The following is a 16,892-nucleotide window of genomic DNA, read 5'->3' as shown; positions in this document are numbered from 1 at the left end:
TCCCCGTTGACTGGCTGAAAGGTGAAAGGCGGCGCGCCGCGAAGGGGCGCCGCAGGAGACAGACAAACGGCTGTGGACCGCCGGCGGGGGCTGCATGGCCCTGAAGGCCACGGCCCCGCCGCGCAACAAGGAAATCAGGCTTCCTTGTTTTCCTTGATGTTCCAGCCCAGCACCGTCTCGGCGCCCTTGCCGCCCTTGTCGGTCTGTTCCCAGTACTGCTGTTTCACCTTCGCGGCCTGGAAGGCGTACTGCACGAGCACCGCGTCACCGCCCTGCTCGGCCGTGTACTGCACCGAGGTGACGAGCACCTCTTCGAGCGTGACGCGCGTGTACTCGATCTGCGAGCCGCCGGCCTTGCACACGGCCACTTCGACCTTGCTCAAGTGCTTGCCGCTCGCGCAGTTCTTCAGCACCGAAGGCGCCGCCTTGTCGATGCGCGCGAGCACCTGCAGGTCGTTGAAGCTGGCCTTGCCCACGCCGCCGCCACCGCCGCTGACCATGTTGCCAGGCTGCGTCGCTCCCCATGCAAACGACTTGATGTCGGTCCAGTCCTTGTGGTTGGAGTCCTTGGACTCGCCGTTTGCACCCTCGACGCGCATGAACATGTCTACTGCCATGATTGACCCCCAAAAGTTATCGATGAATTGCCCGGTAGCGGGACAGTGGAATTAGCTGCTGTCCTTCTTGTTGGACGGCAGCTTCGAAACCAGCCGCAACGACACCGTCAGCCCCTCGAGCTGGTAGTGCGGCCGGAGAAAAAACTTGGCGGCGTAGTAGCCGGGGTTGTCCTCGATGGCTTCCACCTGGACCTCGGCCGCCGCCAGCGGCTTCATCGCCTTCGTGTCCTGCGACGAGGTGCCGGGGCTGCCGTCGACGTAGTTCATGATCCAGTCGTTGAGCCAGCGCTCCATGTCCTCGCGCTCGCGGAACGAACCGATCTTGTCGCGCACGATGCACTTCAGGTAGTGCGCGAAACGGCAGCATGCGAACAGGTACGGCAGGCGCGCCGCCAGGTTGGCGTTGGCCGTGGCATCGGCGTCGTAGTACTCGGCCGGCTGCTGCAGCGACTGCGCGCCGATGAAGGCCGCGAAGTCGGAGTTCTTGCGGTGCACCAGCGGCATGAAGCCGTTCTTGGCGAGCTCGGCCTCGCGCCGGTCGCTGATGGCGATCTCGGTCGGGCACTTCATGTCCACGCCGCCGTCGTCGGTCGGGAAGGTGTGGGTGGGCAGGTTCTCGACCGCGCCGCCCGACTCCACGCCGCGGATCGAGGTGCACCAGCCGAACTGCTTGAACGAGCGGTTGATGTTCACGCCCATCGCATAGGCCGAGTTGGCCCAGGTGTAGCGCGTGTGCAGCGCCGAATCGGTTTCTTCCTCGAACTCGAACTCGTCGACCGGATTGGTGCGCGCGCCATACGGCAGGCGCGCCAGGAAGCGCGGCATGGCCAGGCCGATGTAGCGCGCGTCTTCCGAATCGCGCAGCGAGCGCCACGCGGTGTGCTCGGTGTTCTGGAAGATCTTGGTCAGGTCGCGCGGGTTCGACAGCTCCTGCCACGAGTCCATCTGCATCACGGTGGGCGAGGCGCCGGCGATGAAGGGGCAGTGCGCGGCGGCGGCGATCTTGGCCATCTCGCCGAGCATCTCGACGTCGGGCGGGCTGTGGTCGAAGTGAAAGTCGCCGATCAGCGCGCCGAAGGGCTCGCCGCCGAACTGGCCGTACTCGGCCTCGTAGATCTTCTTGAACATCGGGCTCTGGTCCCAGCCGATGCCCTTGTGGCGCTTGAGCGAGCGCGCCACTTCGCGCTTCGACGCGCACATGACGCGGATCTTCAGTTGCTCGTCGGTCTCGGTGTTGTTCACGAGGTAGTGCAGGCCGCGCCATGCACCTTCGAGCTGCTGGAAGTCTTCGTGGTGCAGGATCTGGTTGATCTGCTCCGACAGCTTGCGGTCGATCTCCGTGATGATGGCCTGCACGCTGCGGTAGGCGTCGTTCGAGATGGTGACGGTGTTCTCGAGCGCCTGCACGGCCAGCGTCTTGACGGCGTTCTCCACCGCCTCGCGCGCCTGCTCGGTCTTGGGCTTGAACTCGCGCTGCAGGAGGTCGGAGAACTCGTTGGGCTCGAGCGCTTCGACGGTGGCGATGCGGGCGCGTGCGCCTTGCTGGGATGCGGTGCTCATGGTGCGGTCCTGTCGTCGGCTTGCTTGGCTGCTGCATCGGCGGCCGCCTGCGCGACCGCGGGGTTGGGCGCGGACGCCAGCGACTTGAGCAGCGCCGGGTTCTGCAGCGCCTGCGCGATGAGTTGCTCGGCGCCGTTCTTGCCGTCCATGTACGAGAGCAGGTTCGACAGCTCGGTGCGCGCCTCGAGCAGCTGCTGCAGCGCGTCGACCTGGCGCGCGATGCGCGCGGGCGAGAAGTCGTCCATGCTGTCGAAGGTGATGTCCACGTTCATCTGGCCTTCGCCGGTGAGCGTGTTGGGCACCTGGAACGCGACGCGCGGCTTGATGGACTTCATGCGCTCGTCGAAGTTGTCGATGTCCACCGCCATGAACTCGCGCTCCGCGAGGTCGGGCATGGGGTCGGTCTGCTTGCCTGCGAGGTCGGCGATGACGCCCATCACGAACGGCAGCTGGATCTTGCGTTCGCTGCCGTAGATCTCGACGTCGTACTCGATCTGCACGCGCGGCGCCCGGTTGCGCGCGATGAACTTCTGACCACTGTTCCTGACACGGTTGTCTGCCATAAGCGTCCTCTTGAAACTGAATGCATGGGTCGTACCGGTCGACCGGTGCCGGCGCGTTGTTCCTGCTCGCCGGCAGCAACGGCCGCTAGGGCAATGCGGCGTCGCCGTTCAACGGGCGGCCGGCAAGGCTTTCTATCTTTTGCAATCCCTCGGGCACGAGCTCTTCGATGATCTGGAAGAAGTTGAGGTCCATCAGCCGCTGGGCCCTGCGGATCAGCATGGGTGCCGGATGGCTCGGTTCCGTTCGTTCCAGGAACTCGCATGCTTTTTCCAACAACACTTGCACATCTTCACGAGCCGATATTTCAATCTCTTGAATACGCAGCGGACGCACTGCAGCCTGCGTGGCCGCTGCAACGTGCGCTGCGGGTGCGTGCACGTGCGCCGCACCGCTTGTGTCTTCTGCACTGCCCATTGCCAAAGCCTGCGGCACCTCGCTGTGCGGCTGCTCCGGCAGCAACTGGCCCACGGTGCGCAGCGACCGTTCGAGCCGTGAAAAATCGGGCGCCCAGCTCTGGCCCAGCGCTCGCTCGCAGGTCTCGCGGATGCGCTGCAGCAGTGCCAAAGCCTCACGCAGGGCCACGACCGGCGCCGCGGCCTTGTCGTGTGCGCGGCGTGCGGCCTCGCGCAGGCGGCCCACGCCGCCGGGGTAGTCCACCTGGTCGCTCTTGCTCGAATCGAGCAGCGCCTCGACCTGCCGCAGGCTCATCGCCGTGCCACCGTCTTCGAGCAGCCGCGCATCGCGCACGCTGCGTCCGAGCCCTTCGGCTTCGGCCAGTGCGGCCAGCGCATTCATGCGCGGCAGCGGGTCTTCGTTCGTGCCATCGACGACGCGCGGATGCACGTCGTTCCAGAAAGTCTGCAGCACCGCATCGACCTGGCGCAGCCCGTCGACATAGCCGGGCAGGCCGCGGCTTTCGGTCCATGCGAGCGTGAGCGGCACCAGCACGCGCAGGTCACGCGTGCGCACACACAACTGTCGTGCGATGCGGTCTACACGCGCCCAGTCGGGCGGCTCGGCGGGAATGATCGTGTCGCCGAACTGCTGCTCGCGCTTGCCCGTGGCCGCCTGTTGGAGCGCCATGAAATCGGCGTCGTATTCCAGATCTTCACCACAGGGAAGCGGGCCCTCGACGGGCGTCTGCAACAGATCGATCTCATTCGGCAGCAACCACGACTCCCTTGATTTATCCACTCGCGATGGTAGTCATCTTGAGGGTAAGAAGAGGCATGGTCAACCGCAACAGAATGCAAAGTGCAGCCTCTGAATTCCAAAGGAGTACATCTGCTTTTAAAGTGCAGAAGTACGGGCTACAGCAGCTGGCGAGTGGCCAAGTTGCGCATCAGGGCACTGAGGCCGAAAGACCACCGAGGCGCTTGATCTGCATGCACCACGCGGTTGTTCAGTGCGCCCAATTCAGGCGCGGCAATGCGCACGTGATCGCCCACGACATGCGTGAATCCTTGCCCCGGTCCGTGACGGTCTTGTGTCGGCGCGAACATCGTGCCCAGAAACAACATGAAACCGTCTGGGTAGGCGTGGTGGCGGTTGAGTGTCTGCGCCACGAGGTCGAGCGGATCGCGGCTGATCTTTGCGAGCGAGCTCGAACCTTCGAGCGTGAAGCCCTCGGGGCCGGTCACGTTCAACGCGACCGTGATGCGCCGCACCTCGGCGATGCCGAAGTGCGCATCGAACAGACGGATGAACGGGCCGATGGCGCACGAGGCGTTGTTGTCCTTGGCCTTGCCCAGCAGCAGTGCGCTGCGGCCTTCGAAGTCGCGCAGGTTGACGTCGTTGCCGAGCGCGGCGCCGAGCGTCTCGCCGCGGCTGTTCACTGCGAGCACGACTTCGGGCTCGGGGTTGTTCCAGGCCGAGTCCGCGTGGATGCCCACGTCGGCGCCCGTGCCCACGGCCGCGAGCACCGGTGCCTTGGTGAAGACCTCGGCGTCGGGGCCGATGCCGACCTCGAGGTACTGCGACCACATGCCTTGCGCGATGAGCACGTCCTTCACCTTCATCGCTTCGGGCGAGCCCGGCACGATGTCGGCGAGGTTGTCGCCCAGCACATCGCCGATGGCCGCGCGCGTGGCCTCGGCGCGCGAGGCATCGCCGCGCGCCTGCTCTTCGATCACGCGTTCGAGCAGGCTCGCGACGAAGGTCACGCCGCTGGCCTTCACGACCTGCAGGTCGCAAGGGGCGAGCAGCCAGGCCTGGTTGTTGTCGCGCGTGCTTTCGTCGCTGTTGGCGAGCACGGCATCGAGTGCGGCGATGCGTGGCGCGGTGCCACTTTGCAATGCAGCGCGCACGGCTTCGGCCGGCGAGCCCTGGCCTTCGAGCAGGTCGCTCATGGTGGGCGCGAGCTTTGACAGATCGTGCAGGCCATCGCCTTGCACGGCCACCAGCACCGGGCCCACGCCGGGTTGCCAGAGACGGCCGACAAGGGTGGCGCGCTCGGCGTCGCGGGGCAGGCTGGAAGCGGTCGAAAGGTCCAAAGGCATGGCGTTGTGTCTCCGTGAATAAGGTCTGCGCGCCATCGTAGCCGCGCCCCGGGAACCGCTGTGTGTCAGTGGCCCGGCGTGGCCCGCACGCGCGCCACGTCGGCGGGCAGGTTCGGCCACGGCGCTTCCTGCGGCGCGAAGCGTGCGCGCATGTAGCCGGCGAGGTCGGCGATCTGGCGGTCGTCGAGCGCCTCGCGGAACGCGGGCATGAAGCCGATGTCGCGGTGCGCGGGCGCGCGCACGCCGTCGAGGATGGTGCGCAGCAGGTTGTCGGGCCGTGTGCTCGTGAGGCTGCTGTTGAGTGCGAGCGGCGTGTTCACGCCCAGCAGCGTGGGACCGTCGCCGTCGTGGTGGCACGACGCACACGCGCTGTCGAACATGCGCTGCGCGGGGCCGAGCAACTGGCCTTGCGTGCGCGCTGCGTTGTCGATGGCCTGCTGCGCGAGCGCTTGCGGTTGCGCGACCGGCGCGGGGTTGAACGAGCCGAGGTAGACGGCCATCGCGCGCACGTCGGCGTCGGGCACCTGCGCAAGCTCGCGCACCACCTCGGCCATCGGCCCGCCCGCGATGCCGTGGCGCGGCGAGTGGCCGTTGCGCAGGTAGCGGTACAGCGCGTCGGTGTCCCACGGCACGGCGGCCTTCGACAGCTGCGTGAGCGCGGGCGCTTCCCAGCCATCGACCATCGCGCCCGAGAGGAACGCGCTGCCACCCTGCTCCGCGCCGAGCGCGTTGCGCGGTGTGTGACAGGCGCCGCAATGGCCCAGACCGTTGACGAGGTAGGCACCGCGGTTCCACTCGGCGCTCTGCGTGGGCACGGGCGGAAGCGGCGCGGGGTCGTGGAACAGCGCGTTCCAGCCGGCCATCAGCGGGCGCAGGTTGAACGGGAACTTGAGTTCGGACTTGGGCGTTGGCGCGCGCACCGCGGGCATCGCCATGAAGTACGCATAGAGCGCCTGCAGGTCGTCGTCGCTGGCCTTCGCGAAGGCGGTGTAGGGGAACGCGGGGTACAGGTGGTGGCCGTCGCGCGAGACGCCTTCGCGCATCGCGCGCTGGAAGGCGCTGAAGGACCAGCGGCCCAGGCCCGTCTCGGCATCGGGCGTGAGGTTGGTGGTGTAGAGCGTGCCGAAGGGCGTGTCCATCGCGCGGCCACCGGCATTGGGTGCGCCGCCCGGCGCGGTGTGGCACACGGCGCAATCGCCGAGCGCGGCGAGCACGCGGCCGCGTTCGATGGTGGACTCGCTGTAGACCGGTGCGCTGAGCGACACGGGCGCGATGGCCGCGCGCCAGCCGAGCAGGCCAGCGATGACGCCGAGGCCGCCGATGAAGAGCGCAGCGCCGGTGGCCCACAGGCCCTTGCGACGCGGCCACAGGGCGTTGCTCACGCCTGCGCTCGAGGCCGGTGGCGAAGAGGGTCCGGCGGCATCGCCCTGCCCCGGTGGCGGTGGCAGCGAACCCCGGTTCAATTCCGCCAGCACCGTCTCCGGCGTGAACGGCGGCGAGCGGAAGCGCACGCCCGTCGCATCGAAGATCGCATTGGCGATCGCTGCCGTGCCCGGCACCGACGACGACTCGCCCGCGCCCAGCGAGGGCTCGCCGGGACGCGGCATGTGCATCACCTCGATCACCGGCACGTCGCGGAAATTGAGGATCGGGTAGCTGCCCCACTCGCGGCTCGCGACCACGCCCGAAGGCAGCACGCCCGGCAACTGCGCACCACCCGTTGCGGCGCCCTGCTGCGGCGCGAACTGCACCTGCTCCTTGAGCGCGCGGCTCGTGGTCTGGATCACGTTGCCGTGCACCTGGTGCTCGACGCCCGCCGGGTTGACCAGCAGCCCCGCGTCGTGCCCCACCACCACGCGGCGCACATGCACCTCGCCGGTCTTCTGGTTGACCTCGACGTCGGCCACCCACGCGGCCCACGCCGCGCCGAAGCCCGGCCACTTGCTGTGGATGTAGCGCGCGTACGCAAAGCCCTGGCCGAAGAGGATGTCGCCGCCTTCGCCGAGCCCGCCGTCGGCGTTCTCCTGCGGTCCGGTGCGCATGCGCCAGCCGGCCTTCTGCGCGGTGGCCTGCACGAGCTCGATGGCGCGCGGGTCGTCCAGGTGCCGCAGGCGGAACTGCACGGGGTCGACACCCGCGGCCGTGGCCAGCTCGTCGATGTACGACTCGTGCGCGAACGAACTCGGCAGCGCCGACACGCCGCGCAGCCACGAGGCGCGCACGATCGGCGCCATGTCGTTGACCTTCACGCGCAGGTTGTCGTAGCTGTACGGTGGGCGCGCGGTGCGGTCGCCCATTTCGTAGGCCTGCGCCACGGGCTCGACCGTGCGCGTGAGCAGCAGCGCCAGCGTGGGCGCGCCGTTCGAGGGGTACGAGGTCTCGAAGTCGTAGGCCGCGACGCGGCCGTCGGCCATCAGGCCGCCGTCGATCTCCATGAGCTGCGCGGCGCCCTTGGGCTCCCACGCATGCTCCTGCTCGCGCGAGAGCTGCACGCGCACCGGAGTGCCCACGGCGCGCGCGAGCAGCGCGGCATCGGCCGCCACGTCGTCGGCGCCGTTGCGGCCGTAGCAGCCCGCGGCCTCCATGCGCACCACGTCGACCTGCACGTCGTCCACGCCCATCAACTTCGCAAGATCGGCGCGCAGCACGTGCGGGTTCTGCGAGCCGGCCCAGCAGCGCAGCTGCATGCCGCTGCCGTCGGCGGGTTGCCACTCGGCCAGCGCGCACGACGGGCCGATGGACGCATGCATCTGGTAGGGCCACACATACGTGCGCTGCATCGGCTGCGCGGCGGCGGCCATGGCGCCGTCGACATCGCCTTCGTCGACCAGCAGGCGCTGCGTCGAGGGGTTGTCGCGCAGGGCCTGTGCCACGTCGCGCAGGTCGGGCATGCCGGGCCAGGGCTTCCAGGTCACGCGCAGCTCGCGCATCGCCTGCTCGGCGTGCTCTTCGCGCTCGGCGACGATGCCGACGAAGTCGCGCACCACGACCACGGCGCGGATGCCGGGGATGTGCGCGATCGACGACTCGTCGACCGCTTCGAGCGTGTTGCCGATGAACTCGCCGTGGTCCGCGCCCGCATACGGCGGGCGCACCACGCGGCCGTGCAGCATGCCGGGCACGCGCATGTCGTGCACGAACACGAGGTCGCCCGCGAGCTTGGCCGGGATGTCGACGCGCGCCTGGCGCGTGCCGACGAGGCGATAGTCGGCCGGGCTCTTGGGTGTCGTGTCGAAGTCGAGGCGCAGCACCGTGCGCTGGTGCGCCACGAGGTCCGCGTAGTTGATGTGGCGGTCCGGTGCCTCGGTCACGCGCACCACGCCGTTGCGCACCTGCAGCGCATCGACGGCCACGCCCAGCCTTTCGGCCGCGCGCGCGAGCAGCCACGCACGCGCCTGCGCGGCGGCGAGGCGCAGCGGCTGCGCGTGGATCTGGATCGACGCGCTCGCGATGGTCGCGCCCTGGTTGGGCGCGCGCGCGGTGTCGCCGAGCATCATGCGCACGCAGGGCATGCCGAGGTCGAGCTCCTCGGCCACGATCTGCGCCAGCGCGGTCTGGATGCCGGTGCCCAGGTCGACGTGGCCGTTGAGCGCGGAGACGCTGCCGTCGTCCCACAGCGCGAGCAGCACCTCGTCGCCTTCGCTGGGGTGGCTGGCGATGAAGGCGGGCTGGCCCTTGGCGGGCGGCGGCGGGGGCGGCGCCTCGCGCACCACCAGCAGCACGCCGTCGGCGGCGAGGAATTCCGCGCGCGTCTGCGGCAGGTCGGCGCGGCGCGTCATGCGGCGGGGGCGTCCGGCGGGGCCGCACGCAGGCGCACGGCGGCACGCTGCACGGCGTCGAGGATCTCGATGTGCGTGCCGCAGCGGCACAGGTTGCCCGAGAGCTCGCTGCGGATGCGCGCCTCGCTCGCGTCGGGGTCGCGTGCCAGCAGCGCCGCGGCCTGCATCACCATGCCGTTGAGGCAGTAGCCGCATTGCGCGGCCTGCGCGTCTTCGAAGGCGGCCTGCACCGGGTGCCAGCGCCCGCGCATGCCCAGGCCTTCGAGCGTGGTGATGCTGCGCCCCGCCACGCCATGCGCGGGAATCACGCAGGACCGCGCGGCCACGCCGTCGACATGCACCGTGCAGGCGCCGCACTGCCCGAGCCCGCAGCCGTATTTGGGCCCGTTGAGCCCGAGGTCGTTGCGCAGCAGGTGCAGCAGCGTGGCTTCGCGCGGCACGCCGGCGAGCGCGTGGGCTCGGCCGTTGACCTGCAGGTGCAGCGGCTCAGCGCCGCAACTGGCCGTCACGGGTGTACATCTCCAGGTCCACGAAGGTCGAGCCGTTGTGGTTCTTCGCGCTGTAGTCGACGGGGAAGTCGCCGAAGCGCGTGCTGCCGATGCTCTCGAGCCCGGCGATGAAGCTGTCGCGCGTGAGCGCCTTGCCCGCGCGGCGCAGGCCCTCGGCCATCACGCGCGCGACGATGTAGCCCTCGAGCGCGGTGTAGCTGTCGATCTTCTGGCCGAACTCGGCGCGGTCGCGCTGGTAGTCGGCCACGATGGGCACGCGCTGCGCGCCGGGCGGCGGCACGATGCTGGCCGTGACCAGCCCGGCGAGCTTGCCTTCGAGCCGCTTGGCGGAACCCGCCGCGTCGGTGATGCCGACCGACAGCGTGTACAGCGGCGCGGCCGCGCCGCTCGCGCGGTAGTCGCGGATGAAGACCTCGGTCATGCGCCCGGCCATGATCATCACGACGGCGCCGGGGCGGCCTTCGGCGAGCCCGCCGATCACCTGCTTGGCGTCTTCGGCCGCGATGGCCATGGGCAGCGTCTGCACCACCTTCACCTTGTACTCGGCGGCCAGCTGCTCGCAGGTGGCGAGGTTCGACTTGCCGAAGGCGCTGTCCTGGTAGACCACGGCGATCGACTGGATGCCCAGCGTCGAGAGGTGGCTGATGATCTTGCGCAGCTCCAGGTCGTAGCCCGCGCGCACGTGGAACAGGTAGCGGTTGGTCTTGGTGCGAAACGACGTGGTGCCCACCAGCGGCGCGAACATCGGCACGCCGGCCTTCTCGGCCAGCGGCATGGCGGCCGCGAGGTTGCCCGTGGCGACGTAGCCGGTGAGCGCGAAGACCTTGTCCTCGTCGATCAGCTTGGCCGTGTTGGCAGCCGTCTTCGCGGGCTCGTAGGCGTCGTCGTAGGTGACGAGTTCGATCTTGCGGCCGTGGATGCCGCCCGACTTGTTGACGCGGTCGAAGTACAGCTGGATGCCCGCGCGGTAGTCGACGCCGAAGTCTTTCGCCGGGCCGCTGAACACGGCCGACTGGCCGATGCGGATGGTCGTGTCGGTCACGCCGTTGTCCGCGCGCGCCGGCCGCAGCAGGCCGGGGCCGAGCGCCAGGGCCGCGCCGCCCGCCACCAGGGTGCGCCTTGAAATCGAAAGCTTCATGCGTCGTCTGTCTCTTTGTTGTTGTCGTCGGAGGGGTGTTGCCGCGGCGGCGCCGCGGACTTCGTCGTCGTCAGCCGGCCTGGATGTCGCCGGACTGGATGCGCTTGACGCCCTTGGCCGTCATCTGCTTCCAGGCGGCGGCCAGCGAGCCGTTGAGGTCGATGCCGCGCGTGGCGTCTTCGATCACGTAGGCCTCGAAGCCGGCCTTGCGCGCGTCCATCGCGGTCCAGGCCACGCAGAAGTCGGTGGCCAGGCCCGTGACGAACACGGTCTTGATGCCGCGCGCCTTGAGGTAGCCGGCCAGGCCGGTGGCCGTCTTGTGGTCGGCCTCCTCGAAGGCGGAGTAGCTGTCCATGTCCTTGTGGAAGCCCTTGCGGATGATGAGCTGCGCGGCCGGCACTTTCAGCTCCTTGCCGAGCGCCGCATCGTCGGTGCCCTGCACGCAGTGGTCGGGCCACAGCACCTGCGTGCCGTAGTTGAGCTTGGTCGTCTCGAAGGGCTTCTTGCCGCTGTAGGTGCTGGCGAAGGAGGCATGGCCCGCCGTGTGCCAGTCCTGCGTGACGACGATGTTCTGGAACGCGGGCGCCAGCGCGTTGATGACCGGGATCACCTCGTTGCCGCCCTTCACCGCGAGCGTGCCGCCATCGAGGAAGCAGTTCTGCACGTCGACCACGATCAGCGCGGCCTTGCCACCGGGCTTGATCTTGCCGGCCGCGAAAGCGGAGAGGCCGAAACTGCCGAGGCTGCCGGCGAGCCCCAGGGCAGCGGCGGACTTCAGGACGGTTCTGCGATGCATGGTGTGGACTCCGGTGGTTGAGGAAAGGAAACGGTCAGACGCTGAGGTAGGCCCTGCGCACTTCTTCGTTCGCGGCCAACTCGGCCATCGTGGCGTGATAGCGGATCTGCCCCTTCTCGAGCACATAGGCCCGGTCGGAGACCAGCTCGGCGAAGTGCATGTTCTGCTCCGACAGCAGGATGCTCACGCCCTGCGCCTTGAGCTCGAGGATCATGTTGGCCATCTGCTCGACGATGACCGGGGCCACGCCCTCGGAGGGTTCGTCGAGCAGCACGAGATACGGGTTGCCCATCAGCGTGCGCGCCACGGTGAGCATCTGCTGCTCGCCGCCGCTCATGCGACCACCCGGGCGGTTGGGCATTTCGCCGAGGTTGGGGAACAACTGGAACAGGCGCTCGGGCGTCCACAGCGGCGCGGCCGTGCCGTCGGCCCACTGGCGCGCGGGCTGCTTGCCGACCTCGAGGTTCTCCATCACCGTGAGGTCGGTGAACACGCGCCGGTCTTCGGGCACGAAGCCCAGGCCCAGGCGTGCCGCGTGGTGCGGCTCGCTTTTCGAAATGTCGTGGCCCAGGAAGCGCACGGCGCCGCGGCGCTTGGTGAGCATGCCGATGAGCGTCTTGAGCGTGGTCGACTTGCCGGCGCCGTTGCGGCCCATGAGCGCGACGACTTCGCCGCGCCGCACTTCGAGGTCGACGTCGTAAAGGATCTGCGCGGCGCCGTACCAGGCGCACAGGGCCTTGGCTTCCAGAAGAGGTTCGTGCGTGCTCATGCGGTGACTCCCAGCGCTGCGGCTTTCTCTGCAATCTTCTCGAAGGTCTTGCCGCTGCCGAAGTACACCTCCTGCACCTTCGGGTGGTCGCGGATTTCCAGCGGCTTGCCCTGCGCGATGAGGCGCCCGCGCGCCAGCACGATCATGCGGTCGGCATACGCGAACACCACGTCCATGCTGTGCTCGGTGAAGAGCACGGCCATGCCGCGCTGGATGACGAGGTCCTTGGTGAGCGCCATGAGCGAGTTGCGCTCCTGGGGCGCCATGCCGGCGGTGGGCTCGTCCATGAGCAGCAGCTTGGGCGAGTTGGCCATGGCGATGGCGAGTTCGACGCGCTTCACGTCGCCGTAGGCCAGCACGCTGCAAGGCCGGTCGGCCTGCGCCTTCATGCCGACCTGGTCGAGCAGCGCCAGCGCCTCGTCGCGCTTGTGGTCGGCCGCGCGGCGCCACATCGAGAACAGCTTGTGGTCGTGCGAGAGCAGCGCCATCTGCACGTTCTCGACCACGGTGAGCGAGGCAAAAGTTTCGGCGATCTGGAAGGTGCGGCCCACGCCCTTGCGCCAGATTTCGCGCGGCTTGCGGCCCACGAGTTCGTGGCCGTCGAGCGTGATCGAGCCCTGGTCGGCCTTGAGCTGGCCGTTCACCATGTTGAAGGTGGTCGATTTTCCGGCGCCGTTGGGGCCGATGAGCGCGAGCAGTTCGCCAGGCGGCAGCTCGAAGCTGATGCCGTCCACGGCCTTCACGCCGCCGAAAGACTTGCCGAGGTTTTCTACTTTGAGGAGGCTCATGCCTTCACCTCCTTGAGCTTGGCGTCTGCTTCATCATGCTTCGGTGCGCGCCACCGGTCGACGAGCTGCTTGATCGAGCCTGCAATGCCCTGCGGGAACAGCAGCACCAGGATCAGGATGATGGCGCCGAGCATGGCGCGCCAGTAGTCGGTGTTGCGCGCCACGGTGTCGTGCAGCCAGGTGAAGGTGACGGCGCCGACCACCGGCCCCGCCAGGGTCTGGATGCCGCCCAGCAGCACCATCACGAGGCCGTCGACCGACTTGCCGACCGACAGGCTCTCGGGCGAGATGCTGCCCTTGGAGAACGCATAGAGCGCACCGGCCAGGCCGGCCACGGTGCCCGCGATGACGAAGGCCGCCCACTGCATGCGCTTGACGTCGATGCCGATGGCATCGGCGCGCAGCACCGAGTCGCGGCCCGCGCGCAGCGCATAGCCGAAGGGCGAGAACAGCACGCGGCGCAGCCACCACACGCCCGCGCCCACGAGCACCAGCGTGAGCCAGTAGTACACCTGCTTGTTCGACAGCCACTCCGAGGGCCACACGCCGGTCAGGCCGTTGCTGCCGCCCGTGAAGCTGTCCCACTGGTAGGTGACGGCCCAGGTGATCTGCGCGAAGGCCAGCGTGAGCATCGCCAGGTACACGCCCGACAGCCGCACCGCGAACCAGCCGTAGACGAAGGCACCGAGCGCGGCCACCAGCGGCGCGACCACGAGGGCCAGCTCCATCGGCAGGTGCAGCGCGCGCACCAGCAGCGCCGCGCCGTAGGCCCCGAGGCCGAAGTAGGCCGCGTGGCCGAAGGAGTGCATGCCGGCCGGCCCCATGATGAAGTGCAGGCTGGTGGCGAACAGCGCGGCGATCAGCAGGTCGATCATCAGCACCGTGGTGTAGGGCGAGCCGGCCGTCAGCAGCGGCAGCGCGGCCAGCACCAGCGCCAGCCCCGCGGCGGCCACGATGTAGGCGGTGCTCGGGCGGCGCAGCGGCTCTTCCTGCATGCCGACGTAGCGGCTCGGCGCCTGCGGCCGGCCGAACAGGCCCCAGGGGCGCCACACCAGCACGATGGCCATCACGAGGAAGTCGACCATCAGCGTGAGCTTGGAGAACGACACGTCGATGCCGAAGATCTGCACCACGCCCAGCCAGATGCACACGGCCTTGATCTCGGCGATGAGCAGCGCGGCCACGTAGGCGCCGGGCAGCGAGCCCATGCCGCCGACCACCACGACGACGAAGGCGGCGCCGATGGTGTTCAGGTCCATCTCGAGCGTGGCGGGTTCGCGCGGCAGCTGCAGCGCGCCGCCCAGGCCCGCGAGCAGCGCGCCGAGCGCGAACACGGCGGTGAAGAGCCAGGCCTGGTTGACGCCCAGCGCGCTGACCATCTCGCGGTCTTGCGTGGCGGCGCGCACCAGTGTGCCGAAGCGCGTGCGCGTGAGCAGCAGCCACACGAGGCCGAGCACCAGCGGGCCGACGACGATCAGGAACAGGTCGTAGGAAGGAAACTGGCGCCCGAGGATTTCGACCGAACCCTTCAGGCCCGGCGCGCGCGGGCCGAGCAGTTCGTCAGGCCCCCAGAGCCACAGCACCGCGTCCTTGATGACCAGCACCAGCGCGAAGGTGGCCAGCAGCTGGAACAGCTCGGGCGCCTTGTAGATGCGACGCAAGAGCAGCACCTCGATGAGCGCGCCCAGCACGCCCACCGCGAGCGCGGCGATCAGCAGCGCAGGCCAGAAGCCCACGCTCGGGCCGAGCTTCTCGACCAGCGTGTACGCGACGTAGATGCCCACCATGAAAAAAGATCCATGGGCGAAGTTGACGATGCGCGTCACGCCGAAGATCAACGAGAGGCCGGCCGCCACCAGAAACAGCGAAGACGCGCCGGCCAACCCGTTGAGCAACTGAACAACGAAGCCTGAAAAGCTCATGAGGGACCCTGAGGAAACTGGAGACACCGCGCCCCGCCGCGCTCAAGAAGCGGCGGCGGACGCGTTGCAGGAGCCGTGCGGTCAGTCCGCAGGGCGCATCTTTTTCACTTCGTCGTCGGTGGGTTGGAACTTGGCACCGTCGAGGTACACGTAGTCGACCATCACGCCCTTGCCGCCGTCGTTCTTGGTCTTGCCGACGTACGCGCCCATGGTGGACTGGTTGTCCTGCGCGCGGTAGCTGATCTTGCCGAAGGGCGTGTCGACCTGCAGGCCCTTGAAGGCGGCGACGAGCTTCTCGGTGTCGGTGCTGCCGGCCTTCTTCACGCCGGCGGCGATCGAGTAGATGGCGCTGTAGCCCACCACCGAGCCCAGGCGCGGGTAGTCCTTGAACTTGGCCTGGTAGGCGTCGTTGAAGGCCTTGTGCTCGGCGGTCTTCACGCCGTACCAGGGGTAGCCGGTGACGACCCAGCCGTTGGGCGCCTCGTCCTTCAGCGGGTCGAGGTACTCGGGCTCACCGGTCAGCACGCTCACGACCTCGCGGTCCTTGAACAGGCCGCGCGTGTTGCCTTCGCGCACGAACTTGGACAGGTCGGCGCCGAACAGCACGTTGAAGATGGCGTCGGGCTTGGCATCGGCCAGGGCCTGCACCACGCTGCCCGCATCGACCTTGCCCAGCGGCGGCGCCTGCTCGGCGACGAACTCGACGTCGGGCTGGATCGCCTTGAGCAGCGTCTTGAAGGTGGCGACCGACGACTGGCCGTACTCGTAGTTGGGGTACACGATGGCCCAGCGCTTCTTCTTGAGCTTGGCGGCCTCGGGCACCAGCATCGCGACCTGCATGTAGGTCGAGGGGCGCAGGCGGTAGGTGTACTTGTTGCCGTTGCTCCAGACGATCTTGTCGGTGAGCGGCTCGGCGGCGAGGTAGAAGAATTTTTTCTGCTTGGCGAAGTCGGTCAGCGCCAGGCCGGTGTTCGACAGGAAGGCGCCGGCCAGCACGTCGACCTTCTCGCGCGAGATGAGTTCTTCGGCCACGCGCACGGCGTCGCCGGGGTTGGCGTTGTCGTCGCGGCTGATGAGCTCCAGCTTCTTGCCGTTGACGCCGCCCTTGGCGTTGATCTCGTCGACCGCCAGTTCCATGCCCTTCTTGTAGGGCTCGAGGAAGGCGGGCTGCGCCTTGTAGCTGTTGATTTCGCCGATCTTGATCACGCCCTGCGCATGCGCGGGGACGAGGGCGGTGGCCAGCGTGACGACGGAAGCGGCGCAGAAGGCAAGGCGCAATGGATTCATCGGGAAGCTCCTAGAAGTTCGAACAGAAAACACGATGCGGGTGACGATGCAATGACAGGTCAGCGAAGGCCGTCTTCGCCTTTGATCTCGCTGGCTTGCAGGCCGCCGATGCGCGGCAGCGGGCGGCCGCTGTCGGTGACGGCCACGGCCACGACGATCTCGTTGGCACGCGGCGCGTCGCTCACGCGGGCCTCGACGGCGTCGAAATGGCTGCGCACGAAGGCGGCGTCCTTGTGGCCCAGCGGCACGTCGATGGCGGTGCCCAGCGTGCCCTGCTTCTTGGCCGAGGGCACGAGCGCGGCGCCCTTCTCGACCGCCACGCGCAGCGGTGCGCCCAGCTTGGGATGCAGGATGGCGGCGGCATGCTCCAGCTCGCCGCGCTCGCCGACGATGGCGGCCTTGCCGTAGCTCTGCGCCTGGCCGGGCTCGATGCCCAGCGCCTTCACGGCCTTCTGGCCCAGCAGCGCGCCGAGCTCTTCGCCGATGGCGATGAGTTCGTCGAGGTTCTCGCTGTAGCGGCCGGCGTAGGGGTTCTCGATGACGGCGATGGCGACGGCGCGGCGCGTGGGCGGCGTCACGTCCTGGCCCATTTCCTTGCGGGTTTCATCGACCTGGATGACGAGCTTGCGGATGTTGGCGGTCATGTCTGTGTGTTCCTTGTCTTG

The 16,892-nt window shown here is 68.4% G+C and carries 14 protein-coding genes; all 14 read right to left on the bottom strand.

The window, feature by feature from the left end; genetic code table 11:
* Window positions 1–134: 134 nt before the first annotated feature.
* The 14 genes from AC07Y4_RS12375 to AC07Y4_RS12310 all read right to left on the bottom strand — a co-directional run bounded on the left by AC07Y4_RS12375 (window position 135) and on the right by AC07Y4_RS12310 (window position 16,871).
* Window positions 135–617 (bottom strand): Hcp family type VI secretion system effector, encoded by a 483-nt coding sequence (locus AC07Y4_RS12375; RefSeq protein ID WP_062473964.1) that lies wholly within the window; start codon window positions 615–617, stop codon window positions 135–137.
* Between the two features lie 51 nt (window positions 618–668).
* Entirely contained in the window at window positions 669–2,177 is a 1,509-nt protein-coding gene (tssC, locus tag AC07Y4_RS12370) for a type VI secretion system contractile sheath large subunit (RefSeq protein WP_487848879.1), read from the bottom strand.
* The gene (gene tssB / locus AC07Y4_RS12365; protein ID WP_447740098.1) at window positions 2,174–2,740 is read right to left on the bottom strand and encodes a type VI secretion system contractile sheath small subunit; all 567 of its coding nucleotides are present in this window, start codon (window positions 2,738–2,740) and stop codon (window positions 2,174–2,176) included. Before tssB ends, tssC begins: the two co-directional genes overlap by 4 nt.
* Window positions 2,741–2,825: 85 nt before the next feature.
* Entirely contained in the window at window positions 2,826–3,911 is a 1,086-nt protein-coding gene (gene tssA / locus AC07Y4_RS12360) for a type VI secretion system protein TssA (RefSeq protein WP_487848880.1), read from the bottom strand.
* 140 nt (window positions 3,912–4,051) lie between these two features.
* Window positions 4,052–5,239 carry a fumarylacetoacetate hydrolase family protein gene (locus tag AC07Y4_RS12355; protein WP_487848881.1) on the bottom strand — a complete coding sequence of 396 codons (1,188 nt, stop codon included), beginning with the start codon at window positions 5,237–5,239 and terminating at the stop codon, window positions 4,052–4,054.
* A gap of 65 nt (window positions 5,240–5,304) precedes the next feature.
* On the bottom strand, window positions 5,305–9,018 hold the full coding sequence (locus AC07Y4_RS12350) for a molybdopterin cofactor-binding domain-containing protein (RefSeq protein WP_487848882.1): 3,714 nt from the start codon (window positions 9,016–9,018) through the stop codon (window positions 5,305–5,307).
* Entirely contained in the window at window positions 9,015–9,527 is a 513-nt protein-coding gene (locus AC07Y4_RS12345) for a (2Fe-2S)-binding protein (RefSeq protein WP_139703391.1), read from the bottom strand. Before AC07Y4_RS12345 ends, AC07Y4_RS12350 begins: the two co-directional genes overlap by 4 nt.
* Window positions 9,505–10,665: an ABC transporter substrate-binding protein gene (locus AC07Y4_RS12340; RefSeq protein ID WP_487848883.1), complete on the bottom strand. Its 1,161-nt coding sequence runs from the start codon at window positions 10,663–10,665 to the stop codon at window positions 9,505–9,507. The genes AC07Y4_RS12345 and AC07Y4_RS12340 overlap by 23 nt, the downstream gene beginning before the upstream one ends.
* A gap of 70 nt (window positions 10,666–10,735) precedes the next feature.
* Window positions 10,736–11,461 (bottom strand): bifunctional nicotinamidase/pyrazinamidase, encoded by a 726-nt coding sequence (gene pncA / locus AC07Y4_RS12335; protein ID WP_487848884.1) that lies wholly within the window; start codon window positions 11,459–11,461, stop codon window positions 10,736–10,738.
* Between the two features lie 34 nt (window positions 11,462–11,495).
* Window positions 11,496–12,230 carry an ABC transporter ATP-binding protein gene (locus AC07Y4_RS12330; RefSeq protein WP_139703387.1) on the bottom strand — a complete coding sequence of 245 codons (735 nt, stop codon included), beginning with the start codon at window positions 12,228–12,230 and terminating at the stop codon, window positions 11,496–11,498.
* Window positions 12,227–13,018, bottom strand: coding sequence for an ABC transporter ATP-binding protein (locus tag AC07Y4_RS12325; RefSeq protein WP_062473973.1), 792 nt, complete (start codon window positions 13,016–13,018; stop codon window positions 12,227–12,229). Before AC07Y4_RS12325 ends, AC07Y4_RS12330 begins: the two co-directional genes overlap by 4 nt.
* Window positions 13,015–14,940 carry an ABC transporter permease gene (locus tag AC07Y4_RS12320; protein ID WP_070063549.1) on the bottom strand — a complete coding sequence of 642 codons (1,926 nt, stop codon included), beginning with the start codon at window positions 14,938–14,940 and terminating at the stop codon, window positions 13,015–13,017. Before AC07Y4_RS12320 ends, AC07Y4_RS12325 begins: the two co-directional genes overlap by 4 nt.
* Window positions 14,941–15,021: 81 nt before the next feature.
* A complete protein-coding gene (locus AC07Y4_RS12315) occupies window positions 15,022–16,227 on the bottom strand; it encodes an ABC transporter substrate-binding protein (protein WP_062473975.1) in 1,206 nt (401 codons plus the stop codon).
* A 59-nt stretch (window positions 16,228–16,286) separates the two neighbouring features.
* Window positions 16,287–16,871: an amino acid synthesis family protein gene (locus AC07Y4_RS12310; protein ID WP_394485083.1), complete on the bottom strand. Its 585-nt coding sequence runs from the start codon at window positions 16,869–16,871 to the stop codon at window positions 16,287–16,289.
* Window positions 16,872–16,892 lie beyond the last annotated feature (21 nt).

The sequence above is a fragment of the Variovorax sp. GW460-12-1-14-LB1 genome (genome assembly GCF_059423605.1).
The sequence above is the reverse complement of the archived record's forward strand: the minus strand, read 5'-3'. Positions and strand labels throughout refer to the sequence as shown.

Bases quoted from the DNA above. Each gene is read 5' to 3' on its own strand.
- AC07Y4_RS12350 (WP_487848882.1), bottom strand. From the start codon at position 9,018: ATGACGCGCCGCGCCGACCTGCCGCAGACGCGCGCGGAATTCCTCGCC.
- AC07Y4_RS12340 (WP_487848883.1), bottom strand. From the start codon at position 10,665: ATGAAGCTTTCGATTTCAAGGCGCACCCTGGTGGCGGGCGGCGCGGCC.
- AC07Y4_RS12355 (WP_487848881.1), bottom strand. From the start codon at position 5,239: ATGCCTTTGGACCTTTCGACCGCTTCCAGCCTGCCCCGCGACGCCGAG.
- AC07Y4_RS12320 (WP_070063549.1), bottom strand. From the start codon at position 14,940: ATGAGCTTTTCAGGCTTCGTTGTTCAGTTGCTCAACGGGTTGGCCGGC.
- AC07Y4_RS12310 (WP_394485083.1), bottom strand. From the start codon at position 16,871: ATGACCGCCAACATCCGCAAGCTCGTCATCCAGGTCGATGAAACCCGC.
- tssC (WP_487848879.1), bottom strand. From the start codon at position 2,177: ATGAGCACCGCATCCCAGCAAGGCGCACGCGCCCGCATCGCCACCGTC.
- AC07Y4_RS12375 (WP_062473964.1), bottom strand. From the start codon at position 617: ATGGCAGTAGACATGTTCATGCGCGTCGAGGGTGCAAACGGCGAGTCC.
- AC07Y4_RS12315 (WP_062473975.1), bottom strand. From the start codon at position 16,227: ATGAATCCATTGCGCCTTGCCTTCTGCGCCGCTTCCGTCGTCACGCTG.
- pncA (WP_487848884.1), bottom strand. From the start codon at position 11,461: ATGCATCGCAGAACCGTCCTGAAGTCCGCCGCTGCCCTGGGGCTCGCC.
- tssB (WP_447740098.1), bottom strand. From the start codon at position 2,740: ATGGCAGACAACCGTGTCAGGAACAGTGGTCAGAAGTTCATCGCGCGC.
- AC07Y4_RS12330 (WP_139703387.1), bottom strand. From the start codon at position 12,230: ATGAGCACGCACGAACCTCTTCTGGAAGCCAAGGCCCTGTGCGCCTGG.
- AC07Y4_RS12325 (WP_062473973.1), bottom strand. From the start codon at position 13,018: ATGAGCCTCCTCAAAGTAGAAAACCTCGGCAAGTCTTTCGGCGGCGTG.